Below are 14,534 nucleotides of genomic sequence, written 5' to 3' on the forward strand. Positions count from 1 at the left end.
GCATCAGTCGAAGTCTCGGGTCAATCGGGCATCCGGGAACCAGTGCCCGTCCGGGAGCGTGGCCATCAACTGCTCGACGGCCACCGCGATCGCGAATGGAGCTCCGGGGGCAAAGGTCGACAGCCAGGTGCCGTCCCCTGCGCGGCGTGGGCTGACGAGGATGCGCCCAGCGCTGGTGTCCACCACGCTGATCCCCACCTCGGAGGTCTGTTGAGTTGCGTTATTACGTTGCCCAGCAACCACTTCCACATAATTGCGGTTGCCGATGAATGCCGATTCCACCACGGCCTGCGCGGCGGGTGGGACACCCAGGTACCCCACGACATCGGCCAGCGAGGCGCCGGAACGCAGCTGCTCGTCGGCCTTTGCCCCCACATGGGTGGGCAGGGTGAACTCGGGGAACTGTGCAGGTGCGCGCCATCGCAGTCCCGCGACCACACTGGGCACAAGTGCCGAAGGGTCGTCGGCGTCGACCGCGGTGAAGGTGATCAGGTGAGCATTACGCAGTGACACCACGGTCTGCGGGCGACCCTGCAATTGCCTGTGGGCGATGATGCCGCGCATCACGTCCGGATTCTCCGAACCCGCCGCGACGTATCGCAGTTCGAGCCAACGTTCTGGGCGGCACACGGTACGGATCCATTCCGCCACAGCGGGATCCACCGCGCCTTCGGCGTTAAGGACGCCGACCCGGGTGAGTTCCTGGACGCGCTGAGCATTGAATCCCGCGCGCTGCGTCTCATCCCGGAAGGGGACCGTGATCGCCAGCACCCAGGGAAAGGTGCCGGCGCTCAACGTGTCTGCGAGGAACCAGGCCTGGTCGACCGTCAGCTCGACGGCATCCGGCGACCGGGTGGCCTGGTTCATCGCACGATCAGATGCAGGAGCACCAAGGGCGTTTATGCGCCCCATTTGGCTCCTTCGGCCATGTCGCGGGCGTTCATGGACAGGGTGTTGGTTTCGTGGGTGGTGCCCATGGCGCGGTAGGCGCGGATGAGTTCTTCCATGGCGGTGTTCCATTGGGCCTGCCAGGCGGCTTGGCTCATGGAGGTATCGCCGTGCCAGACGGCCTGCAGGGAGGCCTGCTGGGCGGCCAGGTCGGCGCCCAGGGCGGTCAGTACACCGGAGTAGGTGTTCATCTCGCCGGCGTGGGCGAGCATCGCGGGGTAGTTGAACGTGATCTGCGACATTTTTGTGTTTCTCCCTTGGTCTTAGACGCCGATGTAGCGGCTGGCGGCGGCGGCGTCCTCGGCCACGTAGGTGGCGGCGGCATCACCGAGGTTGATCTGGGCGATATCGAGCAGCGCGTTGACCTTGGCGGCCACTTCCACGAACCGGGCGTGCGCGGCCTGGAAAGCCACCGAGGACTCACCGACATGGAAGGCCTGCGCCGACATCGCGGCCTGCTCGGCCTGCGAAATCGTCGAACGCATCAACGCGGTCTTGGCACCGAAAGTGCCCTCAGCGGCCACCAAAGCCGGAATATGTGCATCAAGCAAACTCATTATTCATCTCCTCAATCGTGTTGTGTTGTCGGTGATTTCTGGTTGTCTATGGCCGATCAGGTGCTGGCCCCCCTTCAGCGCTGTCCTCGGGGTCCAGGTTTGCATCGGTGCCCCAGGTAGTAGGCAGCATCGGTGTGGTGCGGGTGCCGTCCACGGCACCGGCGGCTGCTTCGCGTTCGATCAGTCCGGCCGCCGTGGTCGTGGAGGTGGTCCTGGGCACTGTCCCGGCGAAACCGAGCCTGCCTGACCCGCGCGCCGAAGCTCCGACGGCTGCGCTCTGTCGTGCGGCCGGCCCGGAAAAGTCCGGATCCACCGTCGAATTCATGTCCATGAACTGCGGGGCCGGATCCTTGATCCGAGCCCCACGCTTACGGCGCGCCCGCGAACGCGCCGAGGCCGCCGCGGCGGCCGCCGCCGAAATCCCCGCCGCCGGCGCCTTCGCGCCGGCACCCTCATTCAACGTCGGCCCAAACCGCACCGGAGGCGGATCCTCACGCACCGCGTACACCATGTACGCCGGAGTCGCAGCCGCCGCAGCGGACGAGGCCGGTGTGGCAGGCGCCGACGGTGCTCCCGAACCACTTGTGATTGCGGTACCGCCGCTCCCCGGCATTCCGCCCATCGCAAACGGTTGCTGCTGAGGCGAGTTACGCGCGATCTGCGCCGCTTGCGGTGCGGGCTCCTCTGCGGGCACGTCGGCGTCGACCGGAACCGGGTTGATCAGCTGAGCCAGTCCGACCAGCAGCAGCGGGAGCCACAGTGGTGCGGACAGCATGATGCCCCAGGCGGTGAACCCGAAGGGGATGAAGAACGCCTCGTAGGCGATGAAGAACAGCAGCGGGCCCCAGGCCACGAGTGCCTCAAGGGGATTGCGCAGGAAGTCATTCAGTATGTTTTGGATTGTCTTCAGGGGATTCGTGAAGAACTCCTGAATCTGTCGCATCAGCTTCTCGAAGAAGCTCTCGCTATCGTCCAGCGCGGTACCGGATTCGGCCGCCTGCGCCTGTGCCGCCATGCCGGACATATCGGCGGCCATCCGGGACATCTCGCCGCCCGGCGCCATGATCATCGGCGAGGGCTGCGTCGGCGGGACCGACATCACGGCGGCGGTGGAGACACCCTGGTAGACGCCCATGATGGTGGCGGCCTGGACCCACATCCGGATGTAATCGGCCTCATTCAACGCGATCGGAATCATGTTGATACCAAAGAAATTGGTGGCCAGCAGCACGCCGTGAATCATGTGGTTGGCGGCCAGCTCGGCCAGCGTGGGCATGGCGGCCAGTGCCGTGGTGTAGGCGGCGGCGCTGGTTTCATGCAGCACGGCATTGGTGGCGCTCATCGCGCTCTGCTGAGTCAGCCAGGCCAGGTAAGGAGTGTGGCTGACGACATACTGGATGGCGCTGGGCCCCTGCCATGATCCGGCGCCGGTGGCGGCCAGTAGCTGCGTCAACTCCGTTGCCGCAGTGGTGTATTGCACCGAGAGCGCCTGCCACTGGGTGGCAGCAGCCAACAGTGCTCCCGGCCCGGGTCCGGCGCTCAACAGCGCCGAGTGGACCTCGGGGGGGAATGCCATCCAGATGGGGGCGCTCACAGAGTTAGCCTCGCGCGATCATGTACGTGGCGGCGCCCTGCATGTCTCCGGTGGTGTAACTGGCCGCGGACTCCGAGACGCCCAGCCCGGCCCGCCCCAGTTCTTCGACGGCCTGGGCTGCCACACCGGTGTGCTCAATTCCGCGGGCACTGAAACCGGCCGCGGTCTCCAACGACACCGGGTCGGCGGCGGGCGGAACCACGGCACCGATCACCGGCGCTGCCGCGGCATGTGCGGCAGCCAGCCGTGCGGTGAGTGCCTCCACGGCCGCACTCGTGGCGGTCAGACCTTCCGGAACGACGTTGAGATTCATCGCGGGTACTCCCTTCCTTGAGCAGCATGCTCATTGACGAGTGGATTGACGGTCTGTACATATGTCGGAACATCACTATCTGACAACAGGACTCCGCGGCCCGCCGGCAGACGCTCGAAACGATGTCCGCGGATGCGGCCCCCATCCTGTGGGCTACCGCTGAGCATCAGGGTGTTGGCCTGCAGTTCGTGGAAGCGACGCAACATGGGGTTGGTCATCAGTATGTGACCCGAACCGGTGGCCCGCGCGGTGATGATCACCCGGAGTCCGAGCTCACGCGCCTCGGCGAGCAGACCCGAGATCGGATTCCAGGGTCGCTGCCCGATGTACGGACCGCTGACGGCCGGCGCATCGGGAATCTGATCGACATCATCGATGATGAGGTAATGCCGCTGTGCTGTCACTCCGCGTGACACCCAGTTGTGCAGTTCCTCGGAAGACAAGCCGGCGGGTGGCCGACGCTTTTCCAGAAGCGCGCCGAGGCCCAGCATCGCCGGGGTGATCCGATCGATATTGGGGGTGTACTCGTTGTCCGGGAACAGTGGTTCGTCGACGAGATGTAGACGCCGATCCAGAACCGTGAACGCCACCTCCTCGGGTGTCGAGTGTTCCCGGACGGTGCGGATGATGTGTCGCAGCAGCGTCGTCTTGCCAGACCCGGTATCGCCCAACACCATCAGCAGTGGGTTGTGGGCGAAGTCCAGCGCCACCGGTGCCAGATCTTGCTCGCGCTGTCCGATGACCACCTGTTCGCGTCCCGGGTACAGCGGGCCGATGGCGTTCGGTGCCAGGTCGGCCGGCAGCAGGCGAACTGCGGGCGCCTTCGTACCGGGGTACTCGGCGTTGACAGACTCCACTGTCTTGGCATCGGAGGCTGCGAACAGGAAGTGCTCTGCTTGCATGGTCAGGCCGCGGCCCGGCTGATCGTGCGGCACACTCTCGGCGGGGCGGCGCAGCGCGCCGGGTACCCGCACATTGCTGTCCGCCGAGTCATGCAGCTTGAGTTCGAGGCGCAGCCCGAGAGCATCGCGCATCGCCAGCGGCACCTCGATCCAGTTCGGTGTCGTGATCACGACGTGGATGCCGTACGACAGTCCGGCGTTGGCCAGCTCGGTAAGCCTGGCCAGCAACGGGTTTCGGGTGTTGAACTGGTCGGTGTTGTCGCGACTGAACGCGTACAGGTTGTCCACGAGCAGGAACGTCTCGCCATAGCCGTCGTCCAGCGACCGATCACTGTCGCGCAGCGCGCGCAGTTGACTCACTGAGGCGATGCCGCGGTCACGGAACAGACGCTGGCGATAGGCCAGGAGCTGCTCGAGCTCACCGAAGGTGCGGCGGATGCGCTCGGGCTCCAACGCGCTGGCCACGCTGCCGACGTGCGCCAACCCTTCGAGCGCGTGCAGTTGACCGCCGCCGTAGTCGATGCAGTAGAACGTGACATCGCGCGGGGAGTGCAACGCGGCGGCCGACAGCATGAAGGTCTGCAGAGCTGTCGACTTCCCGGACTTCGGGCCACCGTGAATGATCGCGTTTCCGGCTGCCGATGTCGCATCGAAGATCAGCGGATCGCGGCGCATCTGGAACGGCTTGTCGATCTCGCCGAGCGGCCAGCGCAGCTGGCGTGCCGGGATCCCGGTCTGGCTCAGCACATCCGCCAACGGGATCGCCGTGTCCAGCGGCGGCAGCCATAGCTGCGGTGCACGCGGACCCACCTTGGCGAGCTGGTCGCCGACGGTCGAGACCAGCTTGCGCGCCGGCTGCCGCGGCCGGTCGGATCCACCCTTGACGATCACCGTGGTGGGATCGGAGGCCACCGGCAGCGCGGTGAACTGCCTGGGCTGTGGTGTGGCGTGGATCTCCACGGTGGTTGTTGTTGACGGCGGCTCGTAGACACCGTCGACATAGGTGCTGCGGAACTTGATGGGCACAGCACCGGGTGCGGGCACCAGGAACCCAACGCCCTTGTGGTCCTTGCCCGATTCGATGTGATAGGCGTCCTCGGTCCCGATGATCTGCCGAGATGAGCTGGGACTGGCCACCTTCAGACCGATGCGGTACGAGGTGTTCTTGTCGATGTCCTTGATCCTGCCGACGTCGAGGGTCTGTGACGCGAACAGGATGTGGATGCGGAACGAGCGGCCCTTGCGTGCCACGTAGTCGAACAGTTCGGCGTACTCCGGGTGGTCCTGGAGCATCAAGGTGAACTCGTCGGCCACCACGAACAACGTGGGGATAGGCGGCAGGTCGTGACCGGCGGCGATCGCTTCCTCATACTCGCGGACCGAGTTGAAGGCGCTGCCCTGCACATCGCGACCAGCTTGCTTCAGCAGGTTCTCGCGCCGGGCCACCTCGCCACGCAAAGTATCGGCAAAACGATCTGCCAAGGAACGTTTTTCGGCCATGTTCGAGATCACGGCGACAACCTGCGGGAAGTCGCGGAAGATATCGGCCCCCGCCTCACCCTTGAAGTCCGCGTAGATCACGATCAGGCGATCAGCGGAATGGGTCGTCAAGAGCGACAACAGAATCGACATCAGGCTCTGAGACTTGCCGGAGCCGGTCATACCGATCATCAGGCCGTGCGGCCCCATACCGCCCTCGGCCTCGTCCTTGAGATCGAACATCAGCGGCTCGCCGGAGGCGGTCACGCCGATCGGCACGCGCAGCTCCTCATCACGCGAACGCGGCGACCATAGGGCCGGAACGTCCAACTGGGAAGCATCCTCGATACCGAGCAGCGAGGTGAAGGTCGCACCACCGGTTGCGGCCGACCGCAGCCCCGGATGCGTCGGGTTTGAGTCCCAACGGGAGAGCCGACGCGAGACGTGCGAGGCGGTTCCGACCGTGAGCTGATCGGCCTCGTCGATATACGGCTGCCAATCGTTGCCATTCCACCGGGCGATGCGTGCGCTCACACCGTTCCGATTGACCTGCAACACAGGACGTTCTGGGTTCAGGTACTCCGGAAGCTTGGAGGAAACGTCGGTTCCGTCGAGCCGCTGGATAACGGTGACGCCGTCCAATCCGGTCGCCGGGATAGGCGAATTCACGCCGCCCAGGTCGTATGTCGGGTCATCGAGAATGATCAGCAGGTGCTTGTGCGCACCGGATTCGGCCCCGAACAGCGCACGCTCGGAGAGCACGGGCTTCAATGCCTCGAAGAGCTCGGCACCTGTGCGGCGCAGGTAACGTGCCGGGCCGACACCGTCGACCTCGCCGCTGATGTCCACGTGGGGAAGCCATTTGAGCCAGGACCACTCGGCGTCTTCGACACTGGGGCCGGCCATCGCCACGGTCAGCAGCGTCGGATCGTGGAACGTGACAGCTTGAGTCACCCACGACCGGATGGAGGCGCGGACAATATCGTCATCACCGAGCACTGTGATGCGTGAAACCTTGTTCAGGTCGATGCCCAATGGTGCGCTGCGCACTGTGCGCTGGGTGTCCAGTAGCCCACGCAAAGCGCTGTGGCTCACCGGTTCCAGATCGATCTCGTCGGCGATGTCCTTGACCCGTACGGCACTGACCAGCGGAACATCATGACGTCCGGCGCGTACCACCAGGTAGTCGTCATCACCTGGATCCCGCTCCCACTGGCGGCGCGTGCCGGGAAGGGTGGTCAGCTCCTCGGGATCCGGGTGCGACCATTCCAGGGCCTTGCGCTGCTGCGAGGCGTGGGTGCGCAAATTTTCGCGGACCACCGACAGATACCGCAGATAGTCGGCCCGTTCGGCGTCGACCTCCTCGGTGCGGACCTTATCGCCATTTCCGCGATACAGCGCGGTAGCGGCCAGCAGCAGCACAAAGGGGAAGAAGAGCGTCTGCGGGGAGATGAGGCGGATGCCCGAGGCGACCAGTGCAACCACCATGCCGACGATCAGGATGACGATCACGACCGGCATAGCGCGCCGTAGGAACGACGGCGGCACCACGCGGGGCAACTGCGGAGGCGCCTCGACGGTCACCGTGGCATCGGGTATCGCCGGAGGCGCTACACGCCGATGGGGTTCGAAGATGAGACGGCTCAACGGGACTCCTGTGCCTGAGCAGATGGGTTATCGGTCTGGATGCGCGCGGCCTGGCGATCGCTCGGGGCCAGGCTGTCGTGCGCCAGCAGGGCGTCGGAGCGCGAGAGTGACGGCCCGGACGCGAACAGATCCAGAATCGACGAAGGGATGGTGAGTGCGGGCTTGTGCAGGCCGAGTGCCTCAAGGGTCTTGTCACCCTCGGCCTCGGTGTCGATGCCGTAACGCACACCGGTATCAGATATCCACTGATATCCGCCGCGGCCGCCCGGTTGCACCAGGTAGCCGATGCCTGGGGTGATGGCGACCCGGGTCGCGGCAGGGGAGATCAGCTGCACGGCGTGCACCGAATCAGAAAGGGGCAGTATCGAACCCGCGAGCAGCGACCACGAATCCGAGGCAGCGTCGGCCGTCTTGGTGAACCGTGTGCACAGCACCGGATCCTCATTGGCTGCCAGCGGCTTGATGGCGGCGCTGGGGAACACTCTGGTGTCGATCGCAGACGATGTCGGCAAGTGCGCGACCTGATCGGCCGTCAGTCGCGGCGGTTGTTCCAGACCGTACGAGTTCGCGTTGCGCAGCGCCGAGGCGATCACGGGTGAAACCTGTTGCACGCCATCGGTCAGCACCGCGTAGTACACCGGAGTGTTGTCGGTGGAGGAGCTCACCAGCACCGAGCCGATGGGCGCTGCCACGGGCAACGGATAGGCGGTAGGCGTCCCAGCTCCCTGGATGGAGGGAACCACGAGTGCCGGAGTCTCGGGAATGGCGTTGAGCAGGCTGGTCGTCACGGGCCGCACGGCAGGCGGCGCAGTGAGGCCCAGGGCGCTCGTGACGGCGATATCTCCGAGGTCGAGCGCGCTGCGGTGCCCGTCCCAGAGCAGCCAGGTGCCTGAGTCGGAGGACACCACGACAGCGCGGTCACGGGTGAGTTCGGTGGCCTTGTCACCGCTGGTGTCCAGGGCCCCGGCGATCACGGTCACGGTACGGGTATCGGCGGACTCACACACCGCCCAAGCGGCGTCGGTGCTTTTGGCCTGCACCATGCGCTCCGGTGCACCCGGAATGCCGATCAGGTTTCCGCGCGGAAACTGGTCAAGTTGAGTGCTTTTCACCATCGTCGGATCCACAGCCTTGCCGGCGATGAGACGGGCCGACGTGAGGTTGAGCACCGGGTGCAGGTTGTCACCCACCCGCACGTAGAGCGCGGCGGTCGACCGGTCGGCGAGCACCGGATCGGTTCCGGCGATACCGGACGGCCGCAGCAGGCTGAAGACGAAGCACCCGATCAGGCCGGTGACGACGATGACGGCACCCATGCTGAATGCCCGGGATTGGCTGCGCAGCGGATCCACCAGCATCCGGGCGTCGTGCAGTGCCACGCCGGATGCGATGCGACGCATGACAAATCGCCATCCGGTGACCTGGTGCCCGGTGACAAATCCACGGCGGTACTTCAGCGGTTCGGAATTCTCGCTGGCCGGGGTGCGTGACGTGAAGGCCCGGCGCTCGGAGTTTGCGTTGTTCTCTCGGTTATCGCTCATTTCTTGACCGACACCCCGGGAGCCGACAGTCCGAGGCCGGCGACGATGGCCTCGACTGATGCCTGGACGTCTTCGACGGTGACGGTCATGAGGTCGTCATCGCTGAACTCTTCGGCGCCTGAGTTATCAAGGCGGTGTTCACGTTCCTCCTCGGAGCGTTCGACGACGTTACGGACGAAGCGACCGTTACCGGCGACGTCGATGCTGCGGCGTGCGATACCACGAGTATCGGGAGCCTCTGCCGCACACATCGCCGAGAAGGCGGTGAGCAGCTCGCGGGCGGCACCCTCGTCGAACTTGCTGTCGCGCACGGATGCCATTGCCGCCGCAATCTCGACGAGTTCGGGCGGTGCGTACGAAGGGAATTCGATGGATCGAGTGAAACGGGAGCGCAGACCCTCGTTGGTGTCGAGGAACTGGTCCAGCTCGGCGCGGTACCCGGCGACAATCACGACCAAACGGTCACGGTCGTTCTCCATCCGGGCCAGCAGCGTGTCGATGGCAACCAGGCCGAAGTCGTTCTTGGCGCCGGTGGACACCAGCGCGTAGGCCTCGTCGAGGAACAGGACGCCGTCGAGTGCGCTGTCGATGACGGCGTTGGTCTTGGCCTCGGTCTCACCGATGTGCTGACCGATGAGGTCGGCACGGTGCACCTCGCGGACATTCTCGCGCTTGAGAAGTCCCAACCCGCAATAGATTTTGGCGACGACACGGGCGATGGTGGTCTTACCGGTGCCGGGAGGGCCCGCGAACACCAGGTGGTGAGTGCGGTGGCCGACGGCGAGTCCCCGGTCCTGGCGCCGCAATGCCATGGCCACGGAGCTCTTGAGCCGTGAGACCTGGTCTTTCACCTGCTCTAGGCCGATGAACTCGCTGAGCTGCTGCTCGGCCTCGGCCAGCAGGATCGCCTTGCGCTCGTGAGCCTCAGGATCGATGAAATCCTCTTCGGTGGGCTCGGTTTCGGGATCCCAGGGATCGGTGCGGGCGGCGATGCGCGCGGAGGTCGTGGTGTGCAGACCAACGCTCGGATCGGTCAGCGCGTGCTCGATCTCGCTGTTCTCTGGATTGCCCGCGTACAGATCCTGGAGCACCTCGGTCGCGGTCTCTTCGTCACCATGGTGACGAAGGTTCAGCGCCTTGGCGAGTGCGCCGTCGGTGGTGGCCACTTCGATTGGCCCACTGGGGTCTTCGAGGTAGGACAGGGCGGGATTGACCATGCCGAGCTTGGCGAGCGCGATGCCCAGGGTGATCCGCACGGCGTGAGATGTGGTGGCCTCCAGTGAGGCGTCGGTGACCACGGGGGTCAGCAGCGAGACGACATCGGCCCAGCGCTCGGCCCGGTTCTGCATGGCGACAGCGGCCCAGCGGGCGTTGAACCATCCGGGGCGTCGCTCGGTCACGTCGGCGATCAGCTCGGCGGCCTTGACGTAGTCACCCTTGTCCACGAGGGCCGCCGCGTAGGCGAGGTGATAGTCATCGGGTCCACTGGCGCGAAACTCAAGGTAGAGCCCGGAGTCGTAGGCGAAGGTGAGATCACCCGGGTGCAGGTTCACCGCGTGCTGAAGGTGCCCGGCGGTGGCCGAAGTCTCCGAAATGGCTTCCAGGACGTCGATGGTGGCGCCCCCTGAGGCTGCCAGACCGACCCAGACATCACAGTGATCCTGGGCGGTTCGGCACAGCGAAGTGAAGCCGTAACGCGCCGCTGGCAAATCAGCGGGCCGTCGCCTGTCATTGACGGAGAGACCAAGGGCCCGGCAACAGGTTGCGAATCGGCTCTCTAATTCAGGATCTATGCGCGGCGCCGGAGCTGTTGCCGTGGCCACACGCTCTAGCTGGCCCACTCGTTCACGAATATCCACTTACAGTTACAGCCCTTCGCCCGATCGGTATGCTCGCTGATTGGAGTAGTCGGCTCGCGAACGTGATTGGTTCCTGACGATGCTCTGTTGCCAGCCCGGCGAATCTGTCATAGGTCGCCCGCATCGCCTCGGACGTTCCCCAATCCAGAGGGCATGGCTAGACCGGCGTGACGGTCAACGGCACGGCGTCGTGGTGTGACCGCCGACACAACCGGGCGTTCGAGTTGATCAACTCGTTCGCGAGTACTCATCTACCGCCTTTATTCCTGGCACCGTTGCTTGCTCGGCAAGAGATTAGCATTCCCTTACCTAAGTGTCGATAGCTAACCCTAGCCTTATGAAGCTCAGGATAGTTAGGGTAGCCTACGCTAAAAGTGAGGTCAGCGAATCGAGGAGGGTGTAATGCCGAACACAGTGACGCAACCGACACGTGGATGGCAGGGCGCGGTTCTCAAATTGTTCCGGGCCGGCGACCACCAGCTAACTTTGACCGGTCGGCGCGAGCTGACCGATCACTATCTGAGGCTCAGCTTCTCGGCGGGCGGCCTGCTGCAGGGCCGTGACGTACATCCGACCATGTGGATCCGGTTGTGGTTCGCGGAGGGGGAGAAGTTGCACCAGCGCGGATACACGCTGGTCAACCCCGATCCGCAGGCCGATACCGTCGATATCGAGTTCGCGCTGCACGACGGGCTCGCAGCTCGTTGGGCACAGTCCGCCCAGGTGGGCGACACCATCGAGGCAACGGTGCTGGGCAGTCACTTCGAGCTGCCCGATCCGGCTCCCCGTGGATACGTCATCGTCGGTGATACCGCATCCCTGCCCGCGATCAACTCCCTGCTGGCGGCGATCGGGGACAGCCCGGCCACGGTGTTTTTGGAGGCCGCGCACGAGAGCGACACGACACTGCCGGTCAGTGCGGGTGTGGTCTGGGTAAATCGCCATGGCGAACGTTCACTCGCCGATGTCGTACGTGAGGCAGCCTTCGATGCTCCCGAGTTCTTCGGGTGGGTGGCATGCGATACCCGGACCACGCGCGAGGTCTCGCGCATCCTTAAGGATCACTACGGCATCCCGCGCAGGTCGATCAAGGCCCAGGCCTACTGGATGGCCTAACGGAGACGGCCCCGGGGAAACGGCCTGACGGAATGGTCGATTCCTGCTACGAGGCGAGCCGCAGTCGCGGCATCTGCCTACCCGCAGCGTCCAGAATGGTGGTGACGGTGCCGAACCGGTCCGTGGCACGTCGGCAGAGTTCACGTAGCTGACGCGGGTCGCTGGTATCGGCGGCGATCGCCATGACCTGATCTGCCCCGTAGCCATGGAGCATCCTCGTCAGATCGGTGGCGTGTCTGCCGCAGACGACGACCCGATGTCCGTTGCGCACCAGAATCCGGACGATCTCACGTCCGCTGGGGTCGTCGGCATTGAGGACGACGATAACGTCGGGTGCCGAGTCGTCGGTGCCGGAGGCTGGGTTGTGGTGCATGTACCTATTGAGCCAGCGATTCCTGGGGCCCGGATGTGAGCGCCATGTGGATTGCTTGGATGACCTCTACTGTTGGTTCCATTCACGCCGAGTCGGCGGGTCAGGCTCTTGTGCGCTGCCGATATGACCGCGCCGCCTCTTTCAGGCCCTCCGCAGACTCCTCGCCCCAGGACCGCAGCATCGCGCGGTTGGCCAGCACCACATCGCGTGTCGCCTGGATCCGCCGGGCCTCATAGGAGGCCAACCCGCGTGCGAGATCGTCGGCGGATTCCGACAGCGCGTGCGCCAACACCCGGGCGTCGAGGACGGACTGTGAACCACCGTTGGCTCCCAGTGGATACATGGGATGTGCGGCATCGCCCAGCAGGGTGACGCGGCCCCGGCCCCACGCGGGCAGCGGGTCGCGGTCCACCATCGGGTACTCGACGATGCGTGCGGTGCTGCGCACCATGGTGTCGATATCCAGCCACCCGAAGTCCCAGCCGGGGAAGTGGTCCAGCACCTCATCGGCGGTGACGGAGTCATTCCACCGTGCGCCGGCGGGGAGTTCCCCGGCGGGATTGGTGCGTGCGAGCGCCACCCAGTTCACGGTGTGCGCGCTGATCGGGTAGGCGATGAGTTCGTGATCGGTGTCGTCGTGCGCGGCGACCATGGTCTTGCCCGTGAGGAAACGGCCGATATCGGCTGTGCCGCGCCACATTCGCACGCCCGACCAGCGCAATGGATCCACCGGATGCAATTGTGCGCGTATCGCTGATTTCACGCCGTCGGCGCCCACCAGAACGGTGGCCGCAAAATCGCTGTCAGCTGTGCGTACGCGGACACCAGCCTCGTTGCTCTCGAACCCGAGAACCCGGCAGGCTGTCCGAATCGCTTGTGGACCAACGCGTTCCCTGACCGCATCGAGCAGCATGAGTTGTAGACGACCGCGATGCACCGAGATCTGTGGGTGTGGGTAGTCGCCCACGAGTCCCCGCGGCTCGGTGTACAGGACGGTGCCGTGCTTATCGCAGAATCGGATCTCTGTGGTGGCTATGCCCATACTGGCCAGCTCGTCGCCCAGTCCGAGTTCGGTGAGGACGCCCACGGCATGCGGAAGCATGTTGATGCCGACGCCCAGCGGTCTGACCTCGTGTGCGCTCTCCAGCACCGTGACGTCGAAGCCGGCGGCATGCAGTGTCAGGGCTGTGGTGAGCCCGCCGATACCGGCCCCGGCAATCGCTATGGGTGTCGTGTTCTCGCTCATGGCATTCAGCATCGGCCGATGGCGTTCAGAAGTCCAAGATCTATCCATTCACAGTTCTATAATCGACGCTTATGGAGATGCATCAGCTCCGATACCTGCTGGCGGTGGCGGATGCGGCGAGTTTCACCAGGGCGGCCGCCTTCCTCCATGTCGCGCAACCGGGGGTGAGTGCCCAAATCCGCCTTCTGGAACGAGAGCTGGGGCAAGAACTGTTCGACCGGTCGGGCCGCCAAGTCCGGCTTACCGATGCGGGCAAAGCGGTAATTCCCTATGCGCGAGCCGCTCTCGCCGCGGTTGACGGAATCCGTGAGGCGGCGGACGAGATCGGGGGACTGCTGCGCGGACATATCGCATTCGGCACCGTCACCTCCCACGGCGCCGATCTGCCCGCGCTCCTCTCGGCATTCCATCGCGACCACCCCGCGATCAGCATCACCCTTGCCGAAGCCAGATCGGACGAGCTCATCACCGCGCTGCGGGAGGGTCGACTGGACGGCGCCATCGTCGCGCTGGGGGCGGGGGAACCGGAGGGGGTGGGGCTGCGCATCATCGACGATCAACCTCTGGTGGCCGCGGTTGCGGCCGCTGATCCGCTGGCGAAACGGCGCACGGTGACGCTGGAGATGCTCTGTGAGCGCATCCTGATCTGCCTGCCGACGGGCAGCGGTATCAGGGCGATTCTGGAAACCGCGTGCCAGGCGGCGGGGCTCACTCCGAATGTGGCGTTCGAAGCAAGCTCGCCGCGGTCGCTACTGGTCCTTGTCGAACAGGGGCTTGGTGTGGCGGTCGTGCCCGCTCCATACCTACGGACCCGGCCGGGCGTGGTGGCGGTGGATATCCAACCGGCGTTACGGGGCCGACTCGCGCTGGCGTGGCGCCTCGGTGGCCCGGCGGGTCCGGCGGCACGCACCTTCCTGGACCGGGCCCGGGCCGTTCTCTGACGGCCGTTCCGATCACCT

12 protein-coding genes are annotated in these 14,534 nt (G+C 65.1%); 2 read left to right on the forward strand and 10 right to left on the reverse strand.

Features of this window, described 5'->3' with window-relative positions; all coding sequences use genetic code 11:
• Positions 1–3: 3 nt before the first annotated feature.
• Genes DSM43276_RS09730 through eccA form a run of 8 tightly spaced genes read right to left on the reverse strand, consistent with a single transcriptional unit; the run spans position 4 to position 10,840 of the window.
• Complete coding sequence (locus DSM43276_RS09730) at positions 4–867, reverse strand: ESX secretion-associated protein EspG (RefSeq protein WP_078331622.1); 864 nt, start codon at positions 865–867, stop codon at positions 4–6.
• Between the two features lie 32 nt (positions 868–899).
• Positions 900–1,190 (reverse strand): WXG100 family type VII secretion target, encoded by a 291-nt coding sequence (locus tag DSM43276_RS09735; protein ID WP_078291808.1) that lies wholly within the window; start codon positions 1,188–1,190, stop codon positions 900–902.
• Between the two features lie 21 nt (positions 1,191–1,211).
• A complete protein-coding gene (locus tag DSM43276_RS09740; protein WP_078324150.1) occupies positions 1,212–1,505 on the reverse strand; it encodes a type VII secretion protein EsxS in 294 nt (97 codons plus the stop codon).
• A gap of 46 nt (positions 1,506–1,551) precedes the next feature.
• The gene (locus tag DSM43276_RS09745) at positions 1,552–3,099 is read right to left on the reverse strand and encodes a PPE domain-containing protein (protein WP_136629027.1); all 1,548 of its coding nucleotides are present in this window, start codon (positions 3,097–3,099) and stop codon (positions 1,552–1,554) included.
• A gap of 4 nt (positions 3,100–3,103) precedes the next feature.
• Positions 3,104–3,412 carry a PE family protein gene (locus tag DSM43276_RS09750; RefSeq protein WP_078330576.1) on the reverse strand — a complete coding sequence of 103 codons (309 nt, stop codon included), beginning with the start codon at positions 3,410–3,412 and terminating at the stop codon, positions 3,104–3,106.
• Positions 3,409–7,440 (reverse strand): type VII secretion protein EccCa, encoded by a 4,032-nt coding sequence (gene eccCa, locus DSM43276_RS09755; RefSeq protein ID WP_078330577.1) that lies wholly within the window; start codon positions 7,438–7,440, stop codon positions 3,409–3,411. Before eccCa ends, DSM43276_RS09750 begins: the two co-directional genes overlap by 4 nt.
• Complete coding sequence (gene eccB / locus DSM43276_RS09760; protein WP_078330578.1) at positions 7,437–8,981, reverse strand: type VII secretion protein EccB; 1,545 nt, start codon at positions 8,979–8,981, stop codon at positions 7,437–7,439. Before eccB ends, eccCa begins: the two co-directional genes overlap by 4 nt.
• Positions 8,978–10,840 (reverse strand): type VII secretion AAA-ATPase EccA, encoded by a 1,863-nt coding sequence (gene eccA / locus DSM43276_RS09765; protein ID WP_078330579.1) that lies wholly within the window; start codon positions 10,838–10,840, stop codon positions 8,978–8,980. Before eccA ends, eccB begins: the two co-directional genes overlap by 4 nt.
• 402 nt (positions 10,841–11,242) lie before the next feature.
• Between eccA and DSM43276_RS09770 the strand changes: the two genes are divergently transcribed.
• Positions 11,243–11,956, forward strand: coding sequence for a siderophore-interacting protein (locus tag DSM43276_RS09770; protein ID WP_078330580.1), 714 nt, complete (start codon positions 11,243–11,245; stop codon positions 11,954–11,956).
• Positions 11,957–12,002: 46 nt separating this feature from the next.
• On the opposite strand, the gene DSM43276_RS09775 is transcribed toward DSM43276_RS09770, so the two are convergent.
• Both DSM43276_RS09775 and DSM43276_RS09780 read right to left on the reverse strand, forming a co-directional pair.
• A complete protein-coding gene (locus DSM43276_RS09775) occupies positions 12,003–12,329 on the reverse strand; it encodes an SDR family NAD(P)-dependent oxidoreductase (RefSeq protein ID WP_078330581.1) in 327 nt (108 codons plus the stop codon).
• A gap of 100 nt (positions 12,330–12,429) precedes the next feature.
• A complete protein-coding gene (locus DSM43276_RS09780) occupies positions 12,430–13,587 on the reverse strand; it encodes an FAD-dependent monooxygenase (protein WP_078330582.1) in 1,158 nt (385 codons plus the stop codon).
• A 59-nt stretch (positions 13,588–13,646) separates the two neighbouring features.
• Here DSM43276_RS09780 and DSM43276_RS09785 point away from each other — a divergent pair, with 59 nt between their 5' ends.
• Positions 13,647–14,516 (forward strand): LysR substrate-binding domain-containing protein, encoded by an 870-nt coding sequence (locus tag DSM43276_RS09785; protein WP_078330583.1) that lies wholly within the window; start codon positions 13,647–13,649, stop codon positions 14,514–14,516.
• The last annotated feature ends 18 nt before the right edge of the window (positions 14,517–14,534 follow it).

The organism is Mycobacteroides salmoniphilum, from assembly GCF_004924335.1.
In the GTDB taxonomy this organism is placed as follows: Bacteria; Actinomycetota; Actinomycetes; order Mycobacteriales; family Mycobacteriaceae; genus Mycobacterium; species Mycobacterium salmoniphilum.

Bases quoted from the DNA above. Each gene is read 5' to 3' on its own strand.
- eccB (WP_078330578.1), bottom strand. From the start codon at position 8,981: ATGAGCGATAACCGAGAGAACAACGCAAACTCCGAGCGCCGGGCCTTC.
- DSM43276_RS09775 (WP_078330581.1), bottom strand. From the start codon at position 12,329: ATGCACCACAACCCAGCCTCCGGCACCGACGACTCGGCACCCGACGTT.
- DSM43276_RS09730 (WP_078331622.1), bottom strand. From the start codon at position 867: ATGAACCAGGCCACCCGGTCGCCGGATGCCGTCGAGCTGACGGTCGAC.
- DSM43276_RS09735 (WP_078291808.1), bottom strand. From the start codon at position 1,190: ATGTCGCAGATCACGTTCAACTACCCCGCGATGCTCGCCCACGCCGGC.
- DSM43276_RS09750 (WP_078330576.1), bottom strand. From the start codon at position 3,412: ATGAATCTCAACGTCGTTCCGGAAGGTCTGACCGCCACGAGTGCGGCC.
- DSM43276_RS09780 (WP_078330582.1), bottom strand. From the start codon at position 13,587: ATGCTGAATGCCATGAGCGAGAACACGACACCCATAGCGATTGCCGGG.
- DSM43276_RS09740 (WP_078324150.1), bottom strand. From the start codon at position 1,505: ATGAGTTTGCTTGATGCACATATTCCGGCTTTGGTGGCCGCTGAGGGC.
- DSM43276_RS09770 (WP_078330580.1), top strand. From the start codon at position 11,243: ATGCCGAACACAGTGACGCAACCGACACGTGGATGGCAGGGCGCGGTT.
- DSM43276_RS09785 (WP_078330583.1), top strand. From the start codon at position 13,647: ATGGAGATGCATCAGCTCCGATACCTGCTGGCGGTGGCGGATGCGGCG.